At 40.4% G+C, this 25,341-nt stretch carries 24 protein-coding genes; 13 read left to right on the top strand and 11 right to left on the bottom strand.

Features of this window, described 5'->3' with window-relative positions:
• The first annotated feature begins 128 nt into the window (after positions 1–128).
• Positions 129–635: a GNAT family N-acetyltransferase gene (locus tag FILTAD_RS08900; protein ID WP_238988200.1), complete on the top strand. Its 507-nt coding sequence runs from the start codon at positions 129–131 to the stop codon at positions 633–635.
• Positions 636–759: 124 nt separating this feature from the next.
• Here the strand turns inward: FILTAD_RS08900 and guaC are convergent, their stop codons facing one another.
• The 3 genes from guaC to FILTAD_RS08885 form a co-directional block, all read right to left on the bottom strand.
• On the bottom strand, positions 760–1,743 hold the full coding sequence (guaC, locus tag FILTAD_RS08895) for a GMP reductase (RefSeq protein ID WP_124070237.1): 984 nt from the start codon (positions 1,741–1,743) through the stop codon (positions 760–762).
• A gap of 157 nt (positions 1,744–1,900) precedes the next feature.
• Positions 1,901–2,557, bottom strand: coding sequence for a ribonuclease H family protein (locus FILTAD_RS08890; protein ID WP_124070235.1), 657 nt, complete (start codon positions 2,555–2,557; stop codon positions 1,901–1,903).
• Positions 2,558–2,837: 280 nt separating this feature from the next.
• Positions 2,838–2,978, bottom strand: a complete 141-nt coding sequence (locus tag FILTAD_RS08885; RefSeq protein WP_124070233.1) for a YjcZ family sporulation protein — start codon at positions 2,976–2,978, stop codon at positions 2,838–2,840.
• Positions 2,979–3,251: 273 nt separating this feature from the next.
• On the opposite strand from FILTAD_RS08885, the gene FILTAD_RS08880 reads away from it, so the two are divergent.
• Positions 3,252–4,607 carry an amino acid permease gene (locus tag FILTAD_RS08880; protein WP_124070231.1) on the top strand — a complete coding sequence of 452 codons (1,356 nt, stop codon included), beginning with the start codon at positions 3,252–3,254 and terminating at the stop codon, positions 4,605–4,607.
• Here the strand turns inward: FILTAD_RS08880 and FILTAD_RS08875 are convergent.
• On the bottom strand, positions 4,592–5,218 hold the full coding sequence (locus tag FILTAD_RS08875; RefSeq protein ID WP_124070229.1) for a LysE family transporter: 627 nt from the start codon (positions 5,216–5,218) through the stop codon (positions 4,592–4,594). The two genes, FILTAD_RS08880 and FILTAD_RS08875, sit on opposite strands and share 16 nt — an antisense overlap.
• A 214-nt stretch (positions 5,219–5,432) precedes the next feature.
• Between FILTAD_RS08875 and FILTAD_RS08870 the strand changes: the two genes are divergently transcribed.
• From FILTAD_RS08870 to FILTAD_RS08850, 4 genes are all read left to right on the top strand, one after another.
• A complete protein-coding gene (locus FILTAD_RS08870) occupies positions 5,433–5,708 on the top strand; it encodes a YqhV family protein (RefSeq protein WP_238988199.1) in 276 nt (91 codons plus the stop codon).
• 257 nt (positions 5,709–5,965) lie between these two features.
• Complete coding sequence (locus tag FILTAD_RS08865; protein ID WP_124070225.1) at positions 5,966–7,585, top strand: spore germination protein; 1,620 nt, start codon at positions 5,966–5,968, stop codon at positions 7,583–7,585.
• Positions 7,586–7,588: 3 nt separating this feature from the next.
• Complete coding sequence (locus FILTAD_RS08860; protein WP_124070223.1) at positions 7,589–8,776, top strand: Ger(x)C family spore germination protein; 1,188 nt, start codon at positions 7,589–7,591, stop codon at positions 8,774–8,776.
• 268 nt (positions 8,777–9,044) lie between these two features.
• Positions 9,045–10,157: a GerAB/ArcD/ProY family transporter gene (locus FILTAD_RS08850; protein WP_124070222.1), complete on the top strand. Its 1,113-nt coding sequence runs from the start codon at positions 9,045–9,047 to the stop codon at positions 10,155–10,157.
• A 212-nt stretch (positions 10,158–10,369) separates the two neighbouring features.
• Here FILTAD_RS08850 and hutH read toward each other — a convergent pair whose 3' ends face one another.
• Positions 10,370–11,851: a histidine ammonia-lyase gene (gene hutH / locus FILTAD_RS08845; RefSeq protein ID WP_124070220.1), complete on the bottom strand. Its 1,482-nt coding sequence runs from the start codon at positions 11,849–11,851 to the stop codon at positions 10,370–10,372.
• A gap of 209 nt (positions 11,852–12,060) precedes the next feature.
• Positions 12,061–12,498: a histidine utilization transcription antiterminator HutP gene (gene hutP, locus FILTAD_RS08840; protein ID WP_124070218.1), complete on the bottom strand. Its 438-nt coding sequence runs from the start codon at positions 12,496–12,498 to the stop codon at positions 12,061–12,063.
• Between the two features lie 417 nt (positions 12,499–12,915).
• Between hutP and FILTAD_RS08835 the strand changes: the two genes are divergently transcribed.
• Together FILTAD_RS08835 and FILTAD_RS15815 are read left to right on the top strand one after the other, a co-directional pair.
• Positions 12,916–13,257: a zinc ribbon domain-containing protein YjdM gene (locus FILTAD_RS08835; RefSeq protein WP_124070216.1), complete on the top strand. Its 342-nt coding sequence runs from the start codon at positions 12,916–12,918 to the stop codon at positions 13,255–13,257.
• A 183-nt stretch (positions 13,258–13,440) separates the two neighbouring features.
• Positions 13,441–13,578 carry a hypothetical protein gene (locus FILTAD_RS15815; RefSeq protein ID WP_160117590.1) on the top strand — a complete coding sequence of 46 codons (138 nt, stop codon included), beginning with the start codon at positions 13,441–13,443 and terminating at the stop codon, positions 13,576–13,578.
• 188 nt (positions 13,579–13,766) lie between these two features.
• Here FILTAD_RS15815 and FILTAD_RS08830 read toward each other — a convergent pair whose 3' ends face one another.
• Positions 13,767–14,933 carry a TraB/GumN family protein gene (locus tag FILTAD_RS08830; RefSeq protein WP_124070214.1) on the bottom strand — a complete coding sequence of 389 codons (1,167 nt, stop codon included), beginning with the start codon at positions 14,931–14,933 and terminating at the stop codon, positions 13,767–13,769.
• 661 nt (positions 14,934–15,594) lie between these two features.
• On the opposite strand from FILTAD_RS08830, the gene FILTAD_RS08825 reads away from it, so the two are divergent.
• The 4 genes from FILTAD_RS08825 to FILTAD_RS16200 all read left to right on the top strand — a co-directional run bounded on the left by FILTAD_RS08825 (position 15,595) and on the right by FILTAD_RS16200 (position 18,621).
• Positions 15,595–16,083 (top strand): DinB family protein, encoded by a 489-nt coding sequence (locus FILTAD_RS08825; RefSeq protein WP_124070212.1) that lies wholly within the window; start codon positions 15,595–15,597, stop codon positions 16,081–16,083.
• A 299-nt stretch (positions 16,084–16,382) separates the two neighbouring features.
• Positions 16,383–17,432 (top strand): selenide, water dikinase SelD, encoded by a 1,050-nt coding sequence (gene selD, locus FILTAD_RS08820; RefSeq protein ID WP_124070210.1) that lies wholly within the window; start codon positions 16,383–16,385, stop codon positions 17,430–17,432.
• Between the two features lie 30 nt (positions 17,433–17,462).
• On the top strand, positions 17,463–18,512 hold the full coding sequence (gene mnmH, locus FILTAD_RS08815) for a tRNA 2-selenouridine(34) synthase MnmH (RefSeq protein ID WP_124070208.1): 1,050 nt from the start codon (positions 17,463–17,465) through the stop codon (positions 18,510–18,512).
• Positions 18,496–18,621: a hypothetical protein gene (locus tag FILTAD_RS16200; protein WP_282432578.1), complete on the top strand. Its 126-nt coding sequence runs from the start codon at positions 18,496–18,498 to the stop codon at positions 18,619–18,621. Before mnmH ends, FILTAD_RS16200 begins: the two co-directional genes overlap by 17 nt.
• Before the next feature lie 53 nt (positions 18,622–18,674).
• On the opposite strand, the gene FILTAD_RS08810 is transcribed toward FILTAD_RS16200, so the two are convergent.
• The 3 genes from FILTAD_RS08810 to FILTAD_RS08800 all read right to left on the bottom strand — a co-directional run bounded on the left by FILTAD_RS08810 (position 18,675) and on the right by FILTAD_RS08800 (position 22,106).
• On the bottom strand, positions 18,675–20,153 hold the full coding sequence (locus tag FILTAD_RS08810) for a catalase (protein ID WP_124070206.1): 1,479 nt from the start codon (positions 20,151–20,153) through the stop codon (positions 18,675–18,677).
• Positions 20,154–20,557: 404 nt separating this feature from the next.
• Positions 20,558–20,893, bottom strand: coding sequence for a DUF5658 family protein (locus FILTAD_RS08805; protein ID WP_124070204.1), 336 nt, complete (start codon positions 20,891–20,893; stop codon positions 20,558–20,560).
• A gap of 349 nt (positions 20,894–21,242) precedes the next feature.
• Positions 21,243–22,106, bottom strand: a complete 864-nt coding sequence (locus FILTAD_RS08800) for a YitT family protein (RefSeq protein ID WP_124070202.1) — start codon at positions 22,104–22,106, stop codon at positions 21,243–21,245.
• Between the two features lie 436 nt (positions 22,107–22,542).
• Here FILTAD_RS08800 and nhaC point away from each other — a divergent pair, with 436 nt between their 5' ends.
• The gene (nhaC, locus tag FILTAD_RS08795) at positions 22,543–24,003 is read left to right on the top strand and encodes a Na+/H+ antiporter NhaC (protein ID WP_124070200.1); all 1,461 of its coding nucleotides are present in this window, start codon (positions 22,543–22,545) and stop codon (positions 24,001–24,003) included.
• A 45-nt stretch (positions 24,004–24,048) separates the two neighbouring features.
• On the opposite strand, the gene FILTAD_RS08790 is transcribed toward nhaC, so the two are convergent.
• Positions 24,049–25,299: an HTH domain-containing protein gene (locus FILTAD_RS08790; RefSeq protein WP_124070199.1), complete on the bottom strand. Its 1,251-nt coding sequence runs from the start codon at positions 25,297–25,299 to the stop codon at positions 24,049–24,051.
• Between the last annotated feature and the right edge of the window lie 42 nt (positions 25,300–25,341).

Genomic DNA, 25,341 nt, shown 5'->3' with positions numbered 1-25,341 from the left:
GTACACAAGCTACACATTATGCAATTAATTGCGATGAACATTTTTTACTAACATTTCGTTTGACGAACCGATTATAATGGAAATATCTTTTGTAAAGTAATAGCACAACATAAAAAGGGAAAAGGGGAATGAATATGCGACTAGTCAGACCATCCATCAAATGGAAAAACGAACATGAAGATTGTGTGAAAGAATGGGATGAACCACGGGTGACCCCCAGTAGTTTTAATCTTGCTGGGTATGACAACTATGAAACTTATTTGGATGCCCTGAAATTTCGAGAAGCGGGGGAAGAAAAGTGGGTACCGAGCACGAATTATTTCATGGTGGATGAAAAGGATAGAGTACTCGCAATGGTTGATATACGGCATGATTTGACTGAGTACCTAGAAAATGTCGGCGGGCATATCGGATATGGGGTAAGACCTGCGGAACGTAAAAAAGGGTATGCAACATGGATTCTTGCAGAGGCATTGAAGAAATGTGATGAATTGGGAATACGTCGGGTTCTAGTAACTTGTAATGAGGATAATATAGGATCCGCTAAAACAATCGTGAAGAATGGCGGCATTGAAGACGAAAGCTTCATCGAAGAAGACGGGACTATCGTTCGGCGTTTTTGGATTGAGAGGTGAAAGTCGTTAGCACTTTTTCAAAAACTATTATTATGTTTTGATACCCCAAAAGTAAAGCAGAAAACCGGCAAGGGAAAAGAATCCCCTTAGCCGGTTTTTGTGTATAAAAATAGTGCGGTCAATCTTAGTACGCTTTATCGCCATTAAAAATAGAGTTTTTCACGATGACATAGTCCACTGTCCGAATTGCTTCCAGTTTATTACCGCCGGAGTAAGAAATAGAAGACTGTAAGTCCTGCTGCATTTCGGTCAAAGTGTCCTTTAAAGGGCCTTTGTATTCGACGTGCATTTTTTTACCTTCGACGTTTTTCTTTTCGCCTTTTTGGAATTCAGAGGCTGAGCCGAAGTATTCTTTGAAAAGTTTACCGTCTATTTCAATTGTTTGGCCTGGTGATTCCTCATGTCCCGCAAAGAGGGAACCAATCATAACCATCGAGGCGCCAAAACGAACTGATTTGGCAATGTCGCCATGTGTCCGTATGCCGCCGTCCGCGATAATCGGTTTAGTGGCGGCTTTTGCGCACCAACGAAGTGCAGCCAGTTGCCATCCGCCTGTTCCAAAGCCAGTTTTGATTTTTGTGATGCATACTTTACCTGGTCCAATGCCGACTTTTGTAGCATCTGCACCTGCATTTTCCAATTCACGCACGGCTTCAGGGGTGCCGACATTACCTGCAATAACAAAGCAATCAGGCAGATGTTTCTTAATATGCTGAATCATATTGATAACCGCGACAGAATGCCCGTGTGCAATATCGATTGTGATGAAGTCGGGTACTAGCTTGTCAGCAGCTAGTTGTTCAACGAAACCATACTCTTCATCTTTAACGCCAACACTGATAGAAGCGATTAAACCACGTGCATGCATATCTTTCACAAAGTCTACCCGTTTTTCGGGATTAAACCGATGCATAATATAGAAGTAACCATTTTCGGCTAGGTTAATAGCAACATTTTCATCAATGATCGTCTGCATGTTAGCTGGCACGACTGGCAATTTGAATTTATGTTTACCGAGAGAGACAGATGTATCACACTCTGAACGGCTATTTACGATACATTTTGCTGGAACCAATTGAATATCTTCATAATCAAACACGTTTTCCATAATTAACACTCCCAAAAGCGAATATTGTGATGAGTAACTTCGATAACGTTCGTACTATTGTAATTTACCGTACTTTCTCTACGTTGTCAAAAGTTTTTCGCATATTAGTTAAAAAAGCGAGTGTTAACTGCTTCCAGTTGTTAATATAACGATTATCCTATGGCATTTCACTCGTAGCTGTTATCGAAATTCCATTCAATGACTGTGTCGCTAGTCGATCTGCTTCCGAATTTGATTTTCGTTGCACAAGTTCGTATTCTGGCTGGATACCATGGTCTTTCATTTTTTTGTCAATACGATCTGCCCAGCCTAACAAAACTTTCTCTAGCGTCGGCCATTCGCCAGTCATCTGCTTGATGACCACCTGGGAATCCCCTATGAACCGGACTGGTAGATGATGGACATTCAAAAGTTCAAGCTCCTGCAGGCACAGGTATAGCGCAGCATATTCAGACTCGTTATTCGATGTGAGTTCGGCAGAAGATGCATTGCGCCTCAGCCTATATGATTTCCCGCTTTGCTCATAATAAATGACACAACCCAATCCAGACCGGCTTGTCGCGTGGTCGAAGCCGCCGTCAAAATAGACCGTGATGTTATGCGGTTCAGTTTCGATACCTTTCAGGTAGCTCTTCAACTCTTTGACTGTCCACGAGCTGTCGAACCGGTCAATGAATGCTATGCTTTTAGTGCGCCCAGTCCTTTCCATATCTTCCGCAAATAGTAGCGCTTGTGCTGCAGGCATCTCTTCGGAGCGGAAGATGGTTTCCGTCCCTTTAGGTGTTTTGTAAATCCATTCGATTAGAATGTTCATCGCCAATCCTCCTACTTCAGTAAATCTATGTAGCGACCTCATTAGTCTCTTCAACTCTTTGTTTATCCACTGTAAGTTTACCCAATTGGGACCTTATCTATGTAGCCTTTTCGATAATTGGCCGCCGTTAATCAAACCGCAGACGGGAATTAGAGAAGGATGACAAGCATTTCTTCAATCGTGAACGGTAATACAAAAAAGCTGTATTATTAACAACAAAAAAGGTAGAAGGGGAATTTCCCTTCTACTTTGTTAAGCACGCCAAGACGTGTATTGAATATTAACAGTAGCCACCGCCATAGCCTTCATTCCCAACAAAAGCAGCGCCAATAATAATAAGCAAGATGAACAGAACAATAATTAATGCAAAGCCCGCACCTGATCCACCGGCCCCGCCAACACCACCAACATTTCCAGACATATTATTTCCCCCTTTCTTAGTACTATTAGTAGAGTATTAATGAATGAAGAGATTAGCAGGGCTTTTAGGTAAAAAGTTGAGAAACTTTTTATCATGTCGGCAATAGGCTGTTTGATCTTTCCGTTTCAACGGGAACTCGTCTACCTTCTTTTTGAGATGAAAATTCTTCAAGTTTTTGTTCCTATATCGATACTTACTTTAGTTTTTTCGTCTTTTCATCAACACATAAATCCGCTTTTTTGTGGAAGACTCTCTTAAGGTGGAGGTGTGTAAATGGCGAAAAAAACGCCTGGTGGCGGCAAGGATGAAGCAGTGAATCTTACTTGGTGGCAATTATCCCTTATTGGAGTAGGGTGCATTATTGGTACAGGGTTTTTCTTGGCGTCGAGTATCGCGATTAAAATGACAGGTCCTTCTGTCATTCTGGCGTTTATAATGGCAGCAAGTGCAACGTATATCGTGTTTGAGGCATTGGCGAAAATGTCTGCAAAGGATCCACAGAAAGGGTCATTTCGTACCTATGCCAAAAAAGCATATGGTCGTTGGGCTGGTTTCAGCAGTGGTTGGGTTTACTGGTGTTCGGAAATATTAATCATTGGTAGCCAGCTAACGGCTATTTCACTTTTGTCTAGATTTTGGTTTCCTAACGTTAAATTGTGGATATTTGCATCGATATATGCCTTCTGTGGTCTTCTAGTTTTATTTATCGGAGCAAAAGCGTTCGGGAAAATAGAGAGTATTTTTGCCGTCATGAAAATTGCCGCTATTTTTATGTTTATTGTAATTGCCATTTTAGCACTGACAGGGACAATTGAAGGGAATCCAAAGGGAGGAATTCCTCAAACTGCAACTGGATTTTTCCCGAACGGCATAATCGGGTTTTGGAGCGCTCTCTTATTTGCTTTTTTTGCGCATGGTGGAATTGAAGTAATGGGTGTAATGGCCATCCATCTAAAAAATAAAGAAGACGCCCCAAAGTCTGGAAAAGTTATGTTGGGGTTACTTGGAATAATATACGTCACTGCTATTTCTTTAGCGCTATTACTGATTCCCTATGACAAGTTTAAGGATGATAAAAGCCCGTTTGTTGAAGCTTTATCAGTTTTTTCAAATATCGATTTTTTCCCGCACGTGTTTACCGCTGCAATTATTATTGCCGGGTTTTCAACGATGTCTGCGTCTCTCTTTTCAGTTACCACCATTCTGCTGACGATATCCGAAGAGGGCGATGCCCCTAAACTATTCAGTAAAGAAACGAAAAAGAAATTCAAAATGCCATTACCTGCTATTGCTTTAACCTCAACAGGTCTTGTTCTTTCCATTGTTACCTCTTTATTATTGCCAGGAGAAGTATATGAATATATAACGACTGCCGCCGCATTAATGCTTCTTTATAATTGGCTCTTCATCTTAATTATGTATCACAGGCTAATCGAGCCGACTACTGGCGATAAAGTGAAAAGAGTGATTGGAATGATTCTTATCGTTGCAGCTGTTAGTGGGACACTCTTACACAAAACAACCAGGCCTGGATTTTTTATCAGTTTGGTATTCCTCGCAGTTATCGGGATTGTTATCTTATTACTGCGTAAAAAGTGGGAGAGAGAGGAGACTCAAAATAATGCGTGATAAGCCTGAATACCAAAGTAGATACCGAATCCAATCATGGACAGGGAAGAGAAAATGGATATAATCTTTAAGAACTTTGTGGATAAAAATCTGCGGGCTCCACTTGATATCGTAGCCATTATTGTATCCCACAAAATGATACCTACTATGATGGCCAGGCTACTAATAATTAGTTGTTGTCCATTAAAGGTTTCGGCTGCTTGTGCCAAAACTGAACCATAGATCCCCAGCCAAAAGAGAACCGTAAGCGGATTCAACAGTGACATGAAAAAACCTGAGAATATCGAACGCCTAAAACGAATTTTTTTACCAGACCTCATATCCAACTCGATTTTATGTAGCGAAAGTAAACTTTCCACACCTGTATAGGTAAGTACAAAACAACCAAACGACCAAAGAATTATTTTAACAAGTGGGAACTCAATTATTTGTCCAACGCCGAAATAGACCATAAGCATATATAAGACGTCAGCTGTTAACGCACCAATACCGAAAATCCACGCATGAAAAAATCCATTCTTAATCCCCGTATTTAACTGGGCAGCGTTAACGGGACCCACTGGAGCTGCCAAAGATACACCTAAAAAGATATAGGCAATTATTGAGTTCATGAAATAGTCCTCCCTAAAATGGTGTCTATGCATCCTATTCAAAGAGCGTGACTTGTACAACTATATAAAGGAGAAATTCTAGTGGGAGTATTGGTATGTATCCAAAATCCTATCCGAAGCTAAAGGGGATTTTTCCGAAAAATGAACTTTTCAATACTTTAGATAATCCTCGAATTAATAGCATATATAAAAGGTATGAATTAATTCGGGGGATGTGGTTACTGTTATTGAAAGGGCGCTTCTATTCATCATCATGTTAAGACTTATTTCAGGCAGTATAGAAATAACAGCTGCGGCTTTAATGTATAAATTCAATGATTTAGAAAAAGCCTTTTATATTAATACGCTACTTGCCTTAGTGGGCCCCGTTATTTTAATTGTTACAACGGGGATAGCATTACTCGGTCTGGCTGATAAGATTTCATTAACAAGAATGGTTTGTCTGTTTGCTGGAATTTTTCTTATACTTTTTAGTTTGAAATCCGAATGAGTATGTAAGCAAAGTATAGATGAACATCCATATTGAATGGGTGTTTTTTTCTTTGAAAAAATTCGAAGTGATAATAACGGATACCCATGCACGAAATTTTCAAGATAGATGAAAGCTTAGGTACCTCAAATGCTACCTTATAAAATAGTCAGAACAGATGGCCATCCAAACGTATAAAAACAAAAGAAATCGCTCATGCTGAAAAATATGGAAAGTAGAAAAGCCACACAAAATTGTGCCAGTAAAAGAGGGAGATTATGCGTTTTTTTAGAAAGAAAAATAGTGATGGGTTAAAATCCTCTACTCCTTTACCGAGTCAAAAGCAAAATCCCGATCAAAAGAATGCTTTAAAAACTGATCTTCAAGCAAATATAAAAATTTTAAAAGATTCACTTGGCGAAAGCTCAGATATTATCTTTCGAGAAATTCGAATTGGGAAAGAAGGAACAATCAAGGCAGGCATTATTTTTACAGATGGATTAACTGACACCCCTTCCTTACAAAACTTTATTTTAGAAACGCTTATGATAGATAACAAAGGAAACGAATTACAAAAAAAGATGTCCGCAGGAAAAGATCTTATTAATGTGTTAAAAGACTACGCTATGACAGTCGGAGAAATAGAAGATCTCACAAGTTTCGATGTACTTTATACCGGTCTTTTATCAGGAGATACAATTATTTTAATCGATGGATATGCTCAAGGGTTGATCATTTCCAATAAGCAATGGGCCGAGCGGGGAGTAACGGAACCGTCAGCCCAGACCGTTGTGAGGGGGCCACGCGAAGGGTTTTCTGAAAATATTCGTATAAATACTGCCTTAGTACGCCGAAGGTTGAAAGATCCGAATCTATGGACCGAGTCAAAAGTGATTGGGAGGAAAACGAAAACAAGCATTGCCATGATGTATTTAAATGGCGTTGCAAATGACAAGGTAGTCGAAGAGGTACGTTTACGTTTAGATCAGATTGACATTGATGGCATTCTCGAGAGTGGTTATATTGAGGAACTAATTGAGGACTCACCGTATTCGCCATTTCCCACCATTTACAATACGGAACGTCCCGATATCGTAGCTGCTGCACTTTTGGAAGGACGCGTTGCTATTTTGGTTGACGGGACCCCATTTGTGCTAATCGTCCCTGCATTATTCGTTCAATTTTTTCAAGCCTCAGAAGACTATTACCAACGTGCTGATATTGCGAGTTTCATTCGCCTTCTTCGTTTTTTTGCATTATCAATTGCTTTGTTTGCACCTTCACTTTTTATCGCCATTACAACTTTTCATCAGGCAATGCTACCGCCGGCCCTTCTTATGAGTCTCACCGCCCAACGAGAAGGGGTTCCATTTCCAGCATTTGTAGAGGCGATGCTTATGGAATTGACCTTTGAACTTTTACGTGAAGCTGGGGTTAGAATGCCAAGGTCTATCGGGTCGGCCATGTCTATTGTGGGAGCATTTGTAGTTGGTACGGCAGCGGTAGAGGCAGGAATAATCTCCGCCGCAATGGTAATCGTTGTTTCATTGACCGCTATTGCGAGTTTTGTTTCGCCTACTTATGACATAGCGATTGCTGTTAGGCTTTTACGGTTTGCATTTATGATTGCAGCTGCCTCATTTGGCTTGTTTGGCATTACGGTTGGTTTTATCGCACTAATTCTGCATTTATGCAGCTTACGTTCTTTTGGCGTTCCTTATATGTCTCCATTAGCTCCATTCAATATGTCCAATCAAAAAGATACATTGATTCGTTTGCCAAGATGGAAAATGTTCACACGTCCTCGTCTGATCAATCAAAAAGATGTGGTTAGACAACAAAGTCCAGCTGATGCAAAACCAGACCCAACAAACAGAAATGAGTTAGAAGGAGATTAATTGATGAAAAGATATGTGTTTGTCCTTTTGATTTTCAGTTTATTTCTTACGGGGTGTTGGGACAGAAGGGAATTAAATGAGCTAGCCATTACATTGGCGTTAGGAATTGATAAAATTGAAGGCGAATACGAAGTATCTGCACAAGTAGTCGTACCCTCGGAAGTCTCCCCGAAATCTAGTACGGGAAGCTCACCGGTAACGCTCTTTCGCGCGAAAGGCGAAACGGTGTATGAAGCACTTCGAAAAATGACGAATGAATCACCTAGAAAAATATATCCTGGACATCTTCGGATGCTTGTACTTGGTGAAGAATTAGCCAAAGAAGGGATTAGTGAATCCCTTGATTTACTGGCAAGGGATTGGGAGCTTCGATCTGATTTCTATGTTGTTATCGCGAAAGATAAAACAGCTACAGAAATATTAAATGTTTCAACAACGATTGAAAACATACCTGCCAATAAAATGTTCAACACACTTAAAACGTCTGAATCCAGCTTAGCCTCGACAAAGGGCATTACATTGGATGAGTTGATAGCAGATCTTACAAGTGAAGGAAAGAACGCCGTGTTAACGGGAATTGAGGTAAAAGGAGATCAAGAAGTAGGACCAAGCAAACAAAATGTAGAAACAATAACTCCTTCCGCCACAATTACCTATGATTATTTGGCGGTTTTTAAAGGAAATAAACTAATTGGATGGCTGACTGAACGTGAAAGCAGAGGGTATAACGATATTACCAATTCGGTAAAGTCTACCGTAATGCCTATATCTTGTCCTGGTGAGGGGGAAGCCAGTATTGAAGTAATTGACTTCAATACAGATATGAAAGGCAAGTTTAAAAACGGAAGTCCCGAAGTGGATCTCACCATTGAGGCGGAAGGAAATGTAGGGGCAGTGGAATGTAAAATTGATCTTAAAGAAACAGAAACAATTGATACACTAGAAAAAATTTATGAAAAAGAATTGAAAGGAATTATTAATGAGACCATTGATACGTTACAAAACAAATATGAATCAGATATTTTCGGATTTGGTAAAGCGATTCATCGATCAAATCCTAAAGAGTGGAAAAAGATTAAGGAACAGTGGAATGAGGAGTTTTCCGAGCTAACCGTGAATATTGAGGTGAATATGAAACTTCATAATACCGGTACGTTAAGCAATTCATTCTTAAAAAGAGTAAAGGAATGAATAATCATACTAAAAGGTGCAGGAATCCTCTTAATCGCAGCTATCATTGCCAAGATTGAAGTTCCCCCTCTCTTAGAAAAAAAGCGAAAAAAAGAGTTAGTAGCATTTGCAACTTTTCTTTTAATTGGGGTTGTATTGGGTATTGCTCTAGGATTAGGGAAAACGATTCCGAATCCACTGGAGCTACTTTCATTCATTTTCAAACCAATAGTAGATACAATGAGTCGATTGTTGAACTAACAGGATAAGTGGGGTGTGAAAATCAAAGATGCAAAATGTTAAAATTAATTCCAGTCAATTTTTAATTTTAGTAATACTATTTACGGTTGGTACGAGTATTTTAACGATTCCATCGGCTTTGGCTGCCGATACGGATCAGGATGCTTGGATTACCGTTATTATTGGTACAGGAATTGGATTATTAGTCATTTGGCTATATACAACGATAGCTCTTTGGTTTCCAAGCCTCACTTATGTTCAGTTGAATGAAAAGGTTTTTGGGAAATGGGTGGGCAAGGTCCTTTCTCTTTTAGTTATAATCATGGCATTCCTTTATACAGCAAGTCTTTTATATTATTCTGGTACATTCTTGAACATACATGTAATGCCTAATACGCCCCTTGTTGCTCTTAATATTCTTATGATGGGAATTATAGTGATGGGCGTCCGGCTTGGATTGGAAACGATTGCACGATCTGCGGAAATCTTATTTTTTGTTTTTCTTATTCTATTTTTGTCGTTAGTCGTTTTAATAGCGCCTGGAATCCAAATTGAAAATATTCAACCGGTATTTGAAGCGGAAGCAAAAAAAATTATTAAATCGTCCATATTTTACGTAGCGGTAGCATCTTCCAACGCTGTTGTATTATTAATGGTTTTCCCTGCGTTTATTAACAAGGTAAAGCATGCGAAAAAGTCATTTATTATTGGGAATTTAATAGGCGGGATTGTCATCATCATCGTTACATTTCTATGTATTTCTGTTCTTGGTCCGGAGAAAACGGCAAGGGAAATCTATGCGAGCTATGAACTGACCAAAAGGATAAATGTTGGAGACTTCATACAGCGGATTGAGGCAGTATCGTCTACTCTTTGGATTATTTCCGTTTATTTTAAAGCGGTTCTTTATTTTTATGCTTCTGTTTTGGGGATTGCACAACTTTTAAATATTAAAGACTACCGCCCGTTGACATTGCCTTTAGGAATGATTGCGGTATTTCTTTCTATTATTATCTATCCTTCTATTTCGTATCAAGTAAATTGGGATGAGACGACAGGTACTTACTTTTCGCTGTTTGTTGGTGTTGTTCTTCCTCTATTGCTTGCTGTTGTATATGGGGTAAGGAAAAAGTCTTTGAAGAAGGATTCGGGTAGTTCTTGATGAACAACAGGGTTCATGAAATAAAGACTTCCGTTGTCTACCGCTTCGGCGCTTCGGGGATGCCTCCCGCAATAAGCCGGGCAGAAGTTCGCCTGCCCGGCTTATTGCTTCGGCTACCCCTTTTAAGGCGCCTTCGCTGGTGCATACCACACACTTGTCTCACAATACCATTGCTGCAATAACCCCGAGTAATACCATGCAAGAGTCAGTAGTTAAGAATTAACTTTCAGCCATTCTGAAATTTGTTTGATATCCTGCGAGAAGATCCGATCTTCTGTAATTGATGGTACGAACGATCGTAATTGTACACATTTTTCCCGTGTACGTGAAGCCATTTTGTCAATGCCACGGAATTCGACAGCCTGAAGTGCACAGATGCATTCGATAGCTAAGACATTCCGTACGTTTTGAATAATCATCGACGCATGACGGGAGCCGATTGTCCCCATGCTAACGTGATCTTCCTGATTTGCGGACGAGGGAATCGAGTCGACACTTGCCGGATGTGCCAATGTCTTGTTTTCAGAGACAAGCGATGCTGCCGCATATTGCATGATCATTGCTCCTGATTGGAGACCAGGCTCTGGGCTTAAAAATGGCGGTAAATCGCTTAATTGAGGATTTACCAATCGTTCAATTCGTCGTTCAGAAATATTTGCTAGCTCCGCTACCGCTATTTTCATGAAATCCATCGCAAAAGCAATTGGTTGACCATGGAAGTTACCGCCGGAAATGACAGTTTCACCATCATCAAAGATTAACGGATTATCCGTTGCCGCATTTGCCTCAATCTCTAATTTTTCTTTTACATAATCAAGTGCCTGCCATGTTGCACCATGTACTTGCGGAATACAGCGAAGCGAATAAGCATCCTGCACTCTTTTCTCACCTTGACGAGTAGTAAGTTGACTATCCTGAAGAAGACCGCGCATACGTGCAGCAACTTCAATCTGCTGTGGATAACCGCGAACTTCCTGAATAGCAGGATGAAATGCGTCAATTATTCCTTCAAGCCCCTCAAGCGTCATTGCGGAAATCCATTCGCTTTGATAAGCGATTTTTTCGGCTTCTAAGTAATTGATAACGCCCATTGCGGTCATTGCTTGCGTTCCGTTGATCAAAGCAAGACCTTCTTTAGCTTGTAACACAATCGGCTCTATTTCCTCTCTAGTTAACACTTCGCCTGCTGCACAGATTTGACCCTTATCAAATACTTCACCTTCACCAACCAAGACGAGTGCCAAATGCGATAAAGGCGCTAAATCTCCTGAAGCACCAAGCGAGCCTTGTTGGGGAATAACCGGATGTACCTGCTTATTTACTAGTTCCGCAAGTGTCTCTACTACAATTGGTCGCACACCAGAAAAACCTTTTAATAATGCATTTAATCGTAATAAAATCATTGCACGGGACACAATTTCAGGGAATGGTTCTCCTACACCGCACGCATGTGAACGAATAAGATTAAGTTGTAAAGGGGCAACGTCTTCCTCGGCAATTGTTACATCGCTAAATTTACCGAAGCCGGTATTAATTCCATATACTTCTTTTTTTTCTTTTACAATTCTTTCAACGGCAGCTCTGCTTGAACGAACCTTTTCCATACTTGAGCGGGCGATTTGAATCGTTTCCATTTCATAGCATACCCGGCGAATTTGTTCCAATGTTAGTGTACTTCCTGTTAACTCAATCATTATAAAGACCTCCTGTTTTGTTGTGTAAAAGATATTCTACTCCACTTAAAGTGCTAGATGCTTTAGTAAAGCAACAACCCAAATTGAAAAACCTTCTTTTCGAACAGAAAGAGGCGATGATGGCATACGAAAATGCCATCATCGCCTCCTGATAACTAGTCACTATAGGCAATGATACTTGTATTTAATTGTCATTCAATCATATTGGATTAAATATGATTAACACCGAGTCCCATTGCTTCATGCTCTAGTCCTTTTACTGGGGCACCAATCGTACCGTAGAAGGCAACGGCTATCCATTCGCCTTCTCTTTTATCCGTATATGGTCTGCCTCTTACAACTGCAAAACGAAGTCCAACTGTACGTTTCATATCCCCGATTGCAAACTGCCCCCTAGTCACACCTTCTAGTGCTTCTAAGATTGCATGGTAGAGTGCGTGATTTTCCCTATACAGATTTTCAGTGATTAAGTTTTCACGTGTAGCTGCGGTTTCAACGGCCGCAATCACCTTTTCCATATTCATCGCGCCGACCTTACCCCGGCAGTAATGAACGCCTTTTAGTAAAGGCTGAAAAGGGGCGGTTTCACTTTCTTCCAAGGTTGCTAGCAGTATAGCAACCTTTCCGATAAGAATTTCTTGACTCATGGTTGAATACCTTCTTTTTCATAATGCCTATTTACTACTAGCTATCTACTATTGTAAGCGCTTTAAAGTGGCATTGTCAACATTGTTATCAAATTTGTATTAATATACTGAACTGTCGGCTTGTATTCCTTTCAAACGTAAATCTTTTTTATTCTACAAAAATCCCTCCATATATAGGTTGAATTATAGAATTCCATTGAAGCCGCTACGGCGCTAGGGGATGCCTCCCGCCACAAGCCAGACAGCTTCGCTGACAGTCTTGCGGCTTCGGCTACCCCTTTTAAGGCGCCTACACTTAGTTTGTATAGATACTTAATTGTTCAACTTAAATAGGTTTAGAGAAAGTTGTCCAATCACTTATGTTCGCTTATACTGAATGGATTGTGTACCAGATTCACTGAATGGAGGAAATGAAAGATGATTGATTTGCCTAATTGCCCGAAATGTAATTCCGAATACACATACGAAGATGGGGATCTTTTGATTTGCCCTGAATGTGCGCATGAGTGGTCTTTGGAATCGGCAGCTGAAACTAGTGAAGAGAAAAAGGTCGTTAAAGACGCGAATGGAAATATTTTGAATGATGGTGATGCTGTAACAGTCATCAAAGACCTTAAAGTAAAAGGAAGTTCGTCTGTCGTGAAGGTGGGTACAAAAGTAAAAAGTATACGTTTGGTCGACGGCGATCATGATATTGATTGTAAAATTGATGGCTTCGGGGCTATGAAACTAAAATCTGAATTTGTCAAAAAGGCTTGAACTATTCAACTTGATGTCATTTAGAAGTAAGAGTACGAGAACCTCGCGAATACCAGCATAGTCGTTAATCATATGGTTATCCTTGTTTGTGTTTTCAGAAGAATATAACATATTGAGTTAGTGTATCCTTTCCCTTTTCATTCCATATACTACGTGAGTGTGGATGAAACGGAGGGGAAATAAATGATTGATATTGTGAATTTACAAGCGTTGTTAGATGATCATCAAAGGAAAACGAAGCCGAAAAGAGTGGCAAGCGGAGAGAAACGAGTGGTTTCTCTGCAAAGAGAAGAAAAGCGACTAAACGGGCAAAAAGCCTGATAGTCGTTTTTTATTGTTTTTTGTGCTTAGGCCCATATATATCCTTTCCGGATTGACTATCCAAAACGCTTTCTTTCAATATGTGAAATAGTACTTATCTTATTTGAAAAAGGGAGACTAGGTCATAAAAAAGCGCCAAGTCACGCATACACCCTTAACTTTCGGGTGATGTGCACCTGACGCTTTTCTTATAGATTTTTAAAGAAGATACGAATGACGTCTGCACCGCCGATGAAAGTACCTATTGAAGCACCCAAGTTGGCCAATACGACGACTAGCAAGACACGTGTAACCTTATTGTTCCAAAATCCTTTTATGGAAAAAACATCTTCAGATAATTTTTCGAAATCACTTACGTGCGGTCTGCGGAAATACGCCTGAACAATTCCCGAAAACCAGCCGACTGCAAGTAATGGATGCAAAGCCGTAAAAGGTGCGGCAACAAATGACGTAAGGACTGCAAGTGGATGACCTAAAGCGAAGATTGTTCCAATAGCACCCAACGATCCTGTCCATAAAAACCAGCTAATGGTCTGATCTAGACCGGCAGACGGATTCATAAAGAATGTAAATACGATTAGCCCGACAATTAATAATGGAATCATCCAACCGATTATAGTGGGCCATTTTGATTTAGGTGGCTTTTCGGATAGCTTTTCTAAATCATGCTCGTTATGGATTTCTTTTGATATACCAGGCACATGTGCAGCGCCTAAAACGGCGACTACTTTTTTCCCAGGTGCATCTTTAATTTTCTGAGCAAGGTACTGATCCCGTTCATCGATCAATGGTGTTTTTAGTTTTGGAAATGACTCTGTGAAATCAGCGAGAACTGAATTCAGCATGTCTTTTGATTTCATTTTTTCCAAATCTTCTTCTGTTACTTCTTCTTTATCGAAGATGCTGAAGATGACGGACATGAGTATTTGTGATTTCCCCACGAAACCAAGATTATGCCAAATCCGGGAAAACGTAGTTTGAATATTACGATCTGCTAGTATCAATTCTGCACCCGCATCTTTTGCGGATTCAATACCCTGAATCATCTCTTGTCCAGGTTTGATATCGAATTGTTTTGCCAAGCGGTTTTGGAAAGAAGAAATGGCTAGATTCATTAATAATAAGGAGGCTTTTTTCTCCTTTATAACGACGAATATATCTGTTTCTTTCCATTTGCTGCCGTCCATAATTGATTGATATCTTTGTTCGTCAAGCTCGATACATACGGAATCAGGTCGTTCTGCTTCAATGACAGCTTTTACTTGTTCTGCACTTTGTTTTGACACATGCGCTGTGCCGATTAAGATGATTTCCTTATCGCCAACAATGAGTTTCGTAACATTTTCCTCAGACATAAACGACTTCCTTCAACTAATGTAGTTTCATTTCACTAGTGCTAATAATGAGCTATTATGAGCGGAATTTCAATTAGAACGATTGAATAGGAGTCTTGGAAACCGGGTGGGTCCTAATGTCTAAATACTCCATCTTTAATACTACCATGAATTAATCTAGACATCAGTAAAAAATTAAACTAGAGCTCTATGAATGAAGGGATTAGGCGGGAGTAAAAAGAGAATTGACCATACTAAATAGGATTTTCGAGGGCGAATGATCGCAAAAGCCGTCCGAATGAGCGCCTGTCGCGTGGGAATGATCGCGAAAGCCGTTCGAATGAGCGCCAGCCGCGTGGGAATGATCGCGAAAGCCGTTCGAATGAGCGCCAGCCGCGCAGGAATGATCGCGAAAGCCGTTCGAATGAGCGCTTGTCGCGTGAGAATGAGCGCCCGCGGCCACTAAATAATCACCCCCATCCATCCAAGTGCAAACTATGTCACTATTTCAAAGAAAGTTACTTTTACATATTAACGGGAAGCATATAGTTAATGCGACAATCGTGATACAATGTGGTAGGAAAAATCATAAGCGTACGCAAATTGACAGCAGGTTAAGGTCATACGACCAACTTGCGGGACATAGACTCCAAGTCACGAGCTATACAAAGGAGAGATTAAGATGTTTTTAAAAGAAAATACAAAAATCCGCAAAGAGCTATATAAAGCAATCGAAGGATTAACAGATGAGAAATTTAATAAGAAACCTTCAAATGGCGGATGGTCTCCCAAACAAATTTTAGAACATCTCGTGCTCATGGAAACAGTCATTGCAAAAAGCATTGCAAGGGAATTGAAAAGTTCTGAAAGCCTTAAAGTGATGAAAAAGCCGATTGTCATCTCTACGAATCGTGTTATTAAAGTGGAAGCCCCGAGTCATACTTTACCAACTGATGATTTTAAAACGGTAGAGATGATGAAAGAAGCGTTGCACGAATCACGCCTATTTTTAATGGATGTCTATGAGTCAGGCACCAAAGAACAATTCCGAGAAAAATCATCCAAGCATCCACTTTTTGGTCAGATTCCACTAACGCAATGGTTTCCATTTGTCGGTCTTCATGAAAAACGTCATATAAAACAATTGAAAAACACAATAGAAATGGATTGAAATTCTGTATTTTATACGTGGAATCTTCATACGTATGTAGGATTTTCATTTCGTACTATAAAAAAGCACCTCATCATCAACAGCTCGCATCGCTGTTTGATGATGAGGTGCTTTTGTGCTTTTATAAAGCAATTTTTACAAGGAGAAATCCCCATCATCCCCTTCCATTTGTCGGATTGGATAACAATCTGGATCCAATCAGGCAATGCTTAGGTACTTAGCGGTATCGCTTATAGCAGGCTGTAGAACTTTCTGTGTTAAAATAAACTGTAGATATGTAAAAGAAAGGATGATTTAATTTGACTAATTCCAATTCCATAAAACTCACATCTCTTTCCTCAAAAGGAGGATGTGGTTGTAAAATAGGTCCTGCAGATCTTGAGGTGGTATTACGAACGCTTCCTCCTGCCGCTTCTAACCCGAACTTGCTCGTGGGACTCGATACAAGCGATGATGCGGGGGTCTTCCGTATAAATGATACGACAGCCATCGTTCAAACCGTTGATTTCTTTACACCGATTGTCGATGATCCATACGATTTCGGGCAAATTGCGGCAACGAATGCGATCAGCGATGTATATGCAATGGGTGGAACGCCGATTACTGCACTTAATATCGTAGCGTTTCCAATCGCAACTTTAGATAAAGAGATTTTGGCAGCCATTTTACGCGGTGCTGGGGATAAGTTAAATGAAGCGGGCGTTACGTTAGTCGGTGGCCATTCAATAGATGATAAGGAGCCGAAATTCGGTCTGGCGGTAACAGGTGTTATTCATCCAGATAAAATCAGAACAAATTCGGGTGCGAAACCGGGTGATAAATTGGTATTGACCAAGCCGATTGGTGTAGGAATATGCACGACATCACTTAAAAACGGTTTACTTTCTGAAGAAGAAATCTCAGCTGTTACAAAAGTGATGACGACACTTAATAAGACAGCCGCTGAAGTAATGGGGAATTACGCCGTTCACTCCGCAACGGATGTAACGGGCTTTGGACTTCTCGGCCATGCTTCAGAAATGGCGAAGGGAAGTGGCGTAGGTCTTCGCATACATTACAACCAAGTGCCAATTCTACCGCGTGTCAAAGAGCTGGCTGAAGCGGGATCCGTGCCGGGTGGAACGAAAAACAACTTTGCACATATCGCGGGTATTGTTACATATCCCGAATCGTTGGACCAAATCGATCGATGGATTCTTTGTGATGCGGTCACTTCAGGTGGGTTGTTAATTTCCATTGGGGATGATGAAGCGGAAGCGTTCGTGGACGAGCTGCAAAGTAAAGGCGTCGATGCACGGATTATCGGCGAAGTGACGAAGGAAGATGAAGGACGCATTCAAGTACTGTGAAAATTTCTGGAAAAGTAGAAGGTGAAATCTTTGTTTCGTGATATAGCATTGGCTGATTTAGTTGAATTGAAAAAAAAGAAAGCACATACATTGGTTGACGTTCGCTCTCCTCAAGAGTTTAAAGAAGCCACAATGCCTGGTAGCATCAATATACCTGTTTTCAACGACGAAGAACGAGCCGAAGTGGGAACGATTTATAAACAAGTCGGTGCAGAAGAGGCGAAAGAAAGAGGCTTGGAAATATTCTCAGAAAAGTTACCGGCCTTCATAGCAGCCTTTAAACAAATCGAAACACCGATAACTGTTTTTTGTTGGCGCGGCGGCATGCGCAGTAAAACAGCGGCAACGGTTCTCGACTTGATGGGCATTCATGCAAAACGTCTTACAGGCGGCGTCAGATCTTATCGCCAATGGGTCGTACATGAACTTGAAAAAGAAGAATTCAAACCGAAACTCTATGTACTAAATGGCTATACGGGATCCGGCAAAACGCTTATTTTGAAAAGATTGGCGCAAGGAGGTTACCCGATTCTTGATCTTGAAGGGATGGCGGGGCATCGGGGGTCCATCTTCGGACAGATTGGACTTGAACCAAGCAATCAGAAGAAGTTCGATTCAATACTGATCCATGAACTGTCAAGGTTTCAAGCAGAACCCTTTGTTGTTATGGAAGGGGAAAGTAGACGGATTGGTAAAGTCAGCATGCCGCAATTTCTAAATGATAAAAAAGAACAAGGATTGCAGTTGTTTATTCACCTACCTCTTGAAGCAAGAGCCCAAAACATTCTGGATGATTACCAGCCATCGAACTACCCCGAACGTTTTAAAGAAGCTTTTCAGCTCATCAAGAAACATATCCATACACCAATAAGTAGGCAAATTGAAAATGGTTTTGAAAGTGGTGATTTCCTTTCTGTCACAAAACTTTTACTTGAATACTACTACGATCCGAAATATGAACATTCAAGCAATCAGTACAATGAAGACCAGAAAATCGATATCAATGCAATTGATAATGAGGATGCATTTCAACAAGTACGCCAACTAATTGGGGGCTTCAATGATGGAACAGCAAATTAAGTATGATGAGCTAGCATCTGGAGCGGTTAAAGTGATGCTGGAAATGGGGAAGTATATTAACTCCACGGAAATCGATGGGAAACGCAGCAACCGCATTAGAGTAAAATAATCATACAAAAAGCGATAGCCCGATTGGGTTATCGCTTTTTTGTGTGGAGAAATTTAGTTGACAAACACATCGCTCATTGAAATGCCAGTAGCTTTAGCTACACCTTCACCATAAGCGGGATCTGCTTTGTAGCAGTGAACGATATGTTTGATTTTGATTGGATCTGGTACGCCTTCCATTGCACGTCCGGTATTTTCGAATAATGCTTTCTTCTGGCAGTCATCCATTAAGTTAAAGAGTTTACCAGGCTGTGTGAAGTAATCATCATCGTCGTCACGGAAACTCCAATGATCGCCGTTACCATCCAATTTAAGTGGTGGCTCTCTGAAATCGGGTTGTTCTTGATAAGCCCCGTAGCTATTCGGTTCATAATTCACGTTACTGCCTTGGTTACCGTCTACACGCATTGCACCATCCCGATGATAGCTATGGAACGGACATTTAGGTGCATTCACTGGGATTTGTGCGTGGTTGACGCCTAAACGATAGCGTTGTGCATCTCCGTAAGAGAATAGTCGGCCTTGTAACATCTTGTCAGGTGAGAATCCGATACCTGGAACAATAGATGATGGCGCAAATGCAGCTTGTTCGACTTCTGCAAAATAGTTATCTGGAACTTTGTTCAACTCAAATTCTCCTACTTCGATAAGTGGGAAATCTTTTTTATACCAAACTTTTGTGACGTCAAACGGATGATAAGGCAGGTTGTTTGCTTCGTCTTCCGTCATCACTTGAATATACATTTTCCATTTAGGGAAATCACCGCGGTCGATGCTAGCCAATAAGTCACGTTGATGACTCTCACGGTCTTGACCAATGAGTTCAACTGCTTCTGCATCCGTCAAATTTTCAATGCCTTGCTGTGTTTGGAAATGGAATTTTACCCATACACGTTCGTTTTGGGCATTGATCATACTGAATGTATGGCTACCGAACCCGTGCATATTACGAAGTGTTTTAGGAATCCCGCGATCACTCATGACGATGGTCACTTGGTGAAGCGCTTCAGGCAACGACGTCCAGAAATCCCAATTGGATGTTGCATTATGCATGTTCGTACGTGGATCCCGTTTAACAACATGATTTAAATCCGGGAAATGTAAAGGATCTCTGAAAAAGAATACGGGTGTGTTGTTCCCGACAAGATCCCAGTTTCCTTCTTCTGTATAAAATTTCAAAGCAAACCCGCGGATATCACGTTCAGCTTCAGCTGCACCACGTTCACCAGCAACAGTAGAGAAACGAGAAAACATCGGTGTCTGTTTCCCGACTTCAGAAAAGATTTTTGCTTTTGTATATTGGGTAATATCATTTGTTACTGTGAATGTTCCATATGCACCCGAACCTTTCGCATGCATCCGGCGTTCGGGAATAACTTCTCTATCAAAATGCGCCAGTTTCTCAATTAGCCAGACATCTTGTAGTAGAAGTGGGCCTCTTCGACCAGCAGACATCGAATTATGATTATCAACGACTGGTGCTCCAGCGGCTGTTGTAAGCTTGTTTTTGTTTTCATTTTCATTGATGGACATTGATAAAAGCCTCCTTATGTAGTAAGTTCGTTACCTTCTCAATTACTATAACAAATAGTTCTAATGAATACTAGTTATTTGTTTATAATCATTACAATTAAGTAACTGTTATAAAGCAAATGGGGAATGTAGACCAATTCAAACGCTACGAATTCGGAATCCCCTATTTCAACAGATACCACCAGTATATTGTTTTGAATGGGTAAGTAGACTAGTTATCTGTTAATACACGATAGACCAGTTCAGACCGCCAAATTATAATTTGGCGGTCTGAATTATTTATATTGACATATAGGGTACTTTAAACAATGCTCATCGTCTTCGGCAGGAGATTATACAGTAACAGTAGTTCAACATAGATAGTTATTATCGTTTAGCCCATCCGTTACAGAAAGGGCCGTTGGCTATTGGATTGTCGATATAACTGAAATCCACCATACATGCAGCGATAAAACAGCTGTGTAAATGAGAAGGGAAGAGCCAACCAAGAGACGTATATAAAGTTTGGGTTCGATTTTAGTAATTACGTTTAATAGAATGAGTGGCAGTATGATTTTAATCGCATAAAAGCTGAAAATGCTTGAATCATAAATCGACCGCATAAGCGGGTTCGCTTCACTGATATGATTATTGCGAATGCCGAAATCGGTTAAAAGCGCATCAACAATAGATAAAGTGAGCAAAGTAATCCCCGCTTTTATAAGACCATTACGAGTTGAAAACAAATGCTTTAATTTCATGATTGAGTTCCTTCCTTTTTTTAGTAGGAAAAGAAGTGATAGGGGGAGGAGCCCCGTATCTCTATGCAATCATGTTGTGGATTTTTAAGTAGGATTATACGTCTGCTAACAATAATCAAATACAAATATGCTTGCATAGTTGTAAACTATGCAAGAACATGTTGGTTTGATTGTCGTTAATGGAACAAACCGGATTCCTTGGATTTTTTAATAACATCGCTTTTCTTACTAGCTATCTCTAGCGCCTAGCCCCTCGAGTCGCTTCGGTTTTGAAAGTAATGACAAAAGGCGTCATTATTTCAAACCCTCCAGCGCTTGTCGGGGCTAAAACAGGCGCTATCGCTTTTCTTTAATGTATTTCACTTTTAAACGTTCCACCGTGTGTTTCTTGTGTGTTCATGATTGTTAGGAAGGCGGATGGGTCAATGTCGTGGGCAATTTGTTTCAATTTTGAAATTTCTAAACGAGTGACGACGACGTAAATGACGTCTTTTTCACTTTCGTTATAGCCGCCTTTCCCGTGCAGTTTTGTGACACTTCTTCCAAGGCGTTCATTGATAGCGGCACCTAATTCCTCATACTCATCTGAAACAATGATAACGGCTTTCGTTTCATCCAGACCTTGAATAACGGCATCAATTGCTTTAGAAGCAATGTAATATGTAAGGATGGAGTACATGGCTTTCTCCCAGCCTAGGACAAAACCTGCCCAGCCGAAGATGAATATGTTGAAAAACATGACGAATTCCCCAACGGAATAGGGGATTTTCTTAGTAAGCAAAATACCAAGAATTTCTGTTCCGTCCAGCGCACCGCCGTGACGAATAACAAGCCCGACACCGGCACCCAGTATTAATCCACCGAAAACAGTTGCGAGAAGTGGATCGGTTACGAATGGACCAACGGATTTGAGTGGGAACTCGACAATTGCAAGTAGTGCAATGGCATATGAAGAAGAGAAGAAAAAGTTTTTGCCAATATGTTTATAACCGAAGAAAAGAAATGGTAGGTTGACGATTAATATCAACACACCGAACGGAATACCCGTTAAGAAGTTTAAGATGAGGGAGACGCCGATAATACCCCCATCGATTACTGAATTAGGGATGAGAAACAATTCGAGTCCAACAGCGGCCAATGTAGCACCAATTGAAATGAAAATATACCGTAAAATCATATGTCCCAGTGTTTCTTTTTTATGACTTTTCACCATACGAGTCGTGCATCTCCTTTAAGAAAAAGTGTAGAAGCAGGATGAATCTTTTATAGTTAACTACAAAAAGTGAATCACTGCAGTGATTGCCTTACATTAATTATAGTTGAAGATGGACAAGTAAAAAAGGATTGACCATTTATAATTAACATTTTTTTTACGTTAGGTATCATTGCTATTTTTATCCCGCATTAACGGGCAGTAAGATCCCCCAACTTCAAGTCTTCTTGGAAACAAGAAGAATAAGTGGGTGATCGTAATTGGGGATAAAGTCACTGGGGAAAATAGTTTACATATAACCTATCATTATGAAATCGCTTACAAAGTATCTTGAAATAGTATTGACATTCTGTGAATAAGCACTTAATATGCTTTATAACGACTATTAAGCGACAATAAGTAATTTTGGAAATACTTCATTTGTAGGGGGATTAGTATGGAACAATCAACTAAGAAAGAGATAAAATTTTGGATGGCTCTATTGCCACTTCTAATCATGATTGCCGTTATGATAGTAACAGTTGTTCAATTGGGACAAGGTCCACATATGCCACTTATTGTCGGGACGACAGTAGCAGCTTTAGTTGCCTGGAAGGCTGGTTATACATGGAAAGAAATTGAGGAAATGATGTATAAAGGGATAAAACTGGCGCTTCCAGCCGTTGTCATCATTATGTTGGTAGGGCTTACAATTGGTGCTTGGATGGGTGGCGGAATTGTCGCAACGATGATTTTTTATGGATTAAAGATTATTACGCCTGCATGGTTCCTTGTGACAATTGCAATCATTTGTGCAATTGTATCGCTTGCAATCGGTAGCTCATGGTCGACAATGGCTACAATCGGTGTGGCCGGAATGGGAATAGGCCTCAGTATGGGTATTCCAGCAGGGATGATTGCAGGGGCGGTAATCTCTGGCGCTTACTTTGGTGATAAAATGTCCCCGTTATCGGATACGACCAATTTGGCAGCGGGTCTGACAGGGACGGAGTTATTCGATCATATTAAGCATATGTTCTTTACAACGATTCCCGGGTTGCTGATTGCACTTGGCGTGTACGCATACCTAGGAAGGAACTTTGGAACTGGTAAAACGGAAGCACTCGAAATCGCACAAACTTCAAAGGTATTACAAGAGAGTTTTATAGTGTCGCCATTCATGTTACTTGTTCCTCTTGCAGTCATTTTAATGGTTGCGCTTAAGATACCGGCTGTTCCAGCGCTTATTGTGGGGATTATATTAGGGTTCTTGTCGCAGGTATTCATCCAAGGCGATACGGTAGTACATGCCATAACAGCATTGCAAGAAGGCTTTTCAATAACGACGGGAAATGAAATGGTGGATGGGCTTTTTAATGGCGGTGGATTGGATAATATGATGTACACCGTTTCAATGACAATTGTCGCCATGACCTTTGGCGGTATTCTGGAGTATTCAGGAATGTTGCAATCGATTATGAACCAGTTGCTGAAAATAGTGAAATCCACAGGTTCTCTAATTGCAACAACAATTGCGGCATGTTTTATGACAAATGCAACCTGTTCTGAACAATATATCTCAATAGTTGTTCCAGCGCGGATGTTCAGTAAAACGTATAAGGAAAAAGGGCTACATTCAAAGAACCTTTCACGTGCACTTGAGGATGGAGGTACGTTAACTTCTGTTTTCATCCCCTGGAATACATGTGGTGTATTCATATTAGGAACATTGGGTGTAGGCGTTGTTGAATATGGACCATATGCAATTTTGAATTTTGTCGTTCCAATTATTTCAATTTTATATGCATTCACAGGCTTTACTGTTGTAAAAATGACGAAAGAAGAGCTTGTTGAAAGGGATCATGAAACAAATTACGAAATGGAACTGGAAACTGAAGAAGTTAGTTTAAATCCATAAAACAAAAGGAAAGTTCACTGTTGAATTGTGAACTTTCCTTTCATTTTACAGATAAGTAGGGAAGTTAAGTTCATAAAGTGCCCTAGGTCTGCCTTGTCGATAGGCCATCTCTTCCCCAACAATTTTTGCGTAACTGAATTTCAAAAGTTTCTTCAGTGTGCGTTCAGCGGTCCTGCGGGATACCTCTAAATGCAGCGCCAAATCATTAGCGGTGAATTGAGTTGAATCGCGGGATTGGCTGAATGTGAGTAGTTTTGATATGTTGGCAGGGCTTAATGAAGTCTTTTTCGCCATCTCAACGAGTACAGGCTCATTGGTTTTCATTGCAATTATCCCATCCGTTTGAGGAAAGGGACCAAGAAGTTTTTTATTTGAATCCAATATATAAAAAGAATGATTACCTGTTTTTTCGATGAAATCGAGTGCGAAATAGGCATTTTCCGTGGCATCGATGATAGATTCCCCAGAACCGAAAGCGAGCCTGACATCGATACCTTTAGTATGAAATAACTTCAGAAACTCACGGTTTTTCAAAGAAAAATTTATATTTCCCATTGTCGTGAATAACAGATAGACATTGTTTTCGATACTCCAATGCGCATGCAGTTGGCTAGCAAGCCGTTTTACAAACGTTTCTAGAATTGCATCTGTCGTTAATGCGCTAACAATGCCGACCGCGGTTTGGGCGGAATAGCTTTTCTTCAAAAAAGCGCTTTGCTTTACACGTTCAATCGTCTGCAGAAGTGTGTTCTTCGTGTCAATTATTTTAACAACAGGAATTTGTTGTTGTTTAAGTTGTTCGTAAACGGAATGTACGCTTGTTATCGCAATGTCCGTCTGACCACGAAGGGACAATTGTGCATGATAATCTGTAATTTCCTGTATGGTACTCACATCTCGTAACTCGTGGATAAATGGTTGTTCCGTCGGGTGATTTGCATCAGAAAGCACCTGTTCAATGAGTTCCCTTTTTCGTACATCAATTGATAACCGATTCAAATCTAGATGGCTATGAATTGTTAAATTTAGTAAAGTGGCAGCGATGGCTGCTTCATCCTGTTCTATGTACACAGTAGGAATAGGTAGATTCCCGATTGCCTCTTTGGCAAAAAAGTAGGGAATCAATCCAGAAAAGAGAAGTGCATCGCTTGGTGTAAGTGTACGAACCAAATCGATTGCATCCTTGGGCTCTTCGTATCGATAGCCGATTATTTCAACATCATTGCGATTGGCAGTAAGTTTTTCAATGCGCGTACAGAAATCATTTGAACCGATGACTGCTATTTTTATCTTCACAAAAAGACCTCCGAGTAATAGCGACTGTTTAACGACGATGAT

The organism is Filibacter tadaridae, assembly GCF_900609045.1.
GTDB lineage: Bacteria > Bacillota > Bacilli > Bacillales_A > Planococcaceae > Sporosarcina > Sporosarcina tadaridae.
The sequence above is the reverse complement of the archived record's forward strand: the minus strand, read 5'-3'. Positions and strand labels throughout refer to the sequence as shown.

What these genes read in the sequence shown, in the direction of transcription:
- FILTAD_RS08900 (WP_238988200.1), top strand. Translation starts at nt 129, where the DNA reads ATGAATATGCGACTAGTCAGACCATCCATCAAATGGAAAAACGAACAT.
- guaC (WP_124070237.1), bottom strand. Translation starts at nt 1,743, where the DNA reads ATGGAAAACGTGTTTGATTATGAAGATATTCAATTGGTTCCAGCAAAA.
- FILTAD_RS08890 (WP_124070235.1), bottom strand. Translation starts at nt 2,557, where the DNA reads ATGAACATTCTAATCGAATGGATTTACAAAACACCTAAAGGGACGGAA.
- FILTAD_RS08885 (WP_124070233.1), bottom strand. Translation starts at nt 2,978, where the DNA reads ATGTCTGGAAATGTTGGTGGTGTTGGCGGGGCCGGTGGATCAGGTGCG.
- FILTAD_RS08880 (WP_124070231.1), top strand. Translation starts at nt 3,252, where the DNA reads ATGGCGAAAAAAACGCCTGGTGGCGGCAAGGATGAAGCAGTGAATCTT.
- FILTAD_RS08875 (WP_124070229.1), bottom strand. Translation starts at nt 5,218, where the DNA reads ATGAACTCAATAATTGCCTATATCTTTTTAGGTGTATCTTTGGCAGCT.
- FILTAD_RS08865 (WP_124070225.1), top strand. Translation starts at nt 5,966, where the DNA reads ATGCGTTTTTTTAGAAAGAAAAATAGTGATGGGTTAAAATCCTCTACT.
- FILTAD_RS08860 (WP_124070223.1), top strand. Translation starts at nt 7,589, where the DNA reads ATGAAAAGATATGTGTTTGTCCTTTTGATTTTCAGTTTATTTCTTACG.
- FILTAD_RS08850 (WP_124070222.1), top strand. Translation starts at nt 9,045, where the DNA reads ATGCAAAATGTTAAAATTAATTCCAGTCAATTTTTAATTTTAGTAATA.
- hutH (WP_124070220.1), bottom strand. Translation starts at nt 11,851, where the DNA reads ATGATTGAGTTAACAGGAAGTACACTAACATTGGAACAAATTCGCCGG.
- hutP (WP_124070218.1), bottom strand. Translation starts at nt 12,498, where the DNA reads ATGAGTCAAGAAATTCTTATCGGAAAGGTTGCTATACTGCTAGCAACC.
- FILTAD_RS08835 (WP_124070216.1), top strand. Translation starts at nt 12,916, where the DNA reads ATGATTGATTTGCCTAATTGCCCGAAATGTAATTCCGAATACACATAC.
- FILTAD_RS15815 (WP_160117590.1), top strand. Translation starts at nt 13,441, where the DNA reads ATGATTGATATTGTGAATTTACAAGCGTTGTTAGATGATCATCAAAGG.
- FILTAD_RS08830 (WP_124070214.1), bottom strand. Translation starts at nt 14,933, where the DNA reads ATGTCTGAGGAAAATGTTACGAAACTCATTGTTGGCGATAAGGAAATC.
- FILTAD_RS08825 (WP_124070212.1), top strand. Translation starts at nt 15,595, where the DNA reads ATGTTTTTAAAAGAAAATACAAAAATCCGCAAAGAGCTATATAAAGCA.
- FILTAD_RS16200 (WP_282432578.1), top strand. Translation starts at nt 18,496, where the DNA reads ATGGAACAGCAAATTAAGTATGATGAGCTAGCATCTGGAGCGGTTAAA.
- FILTAD_RS08810 (WP_124070206.1), bottom strand. Translation starts at nt 20,153, where the DNA reads ATGTCCATCAATGAAAATGAAAACAAAAACAAGCTTACAACAGCCGCT.
- FILTAD_RS08805 (WP_124070204.1), bottom strand. Translation starts at nt 20,893, where the DNA reads ATGAAATTAAAGCATTTGTTTTCAACTCGTAATGGTCTTATAAAAGCG.
- FILTAD_RS08800 (WP_124070202.1), bottom strand. Translation starts at nt 22,106, where the DNA reads ATGGTGAAAAGTCATAAAAAAGAAACACTGGGACATATGATTTTACGG.
- nhaC (WP_124070200.1), top strand. Translation starts at nt 22,543, where the DNA reads ATGGAACAATCAACTAAGAAAGAGATAAAATTTTGGATGGCTCTATTG.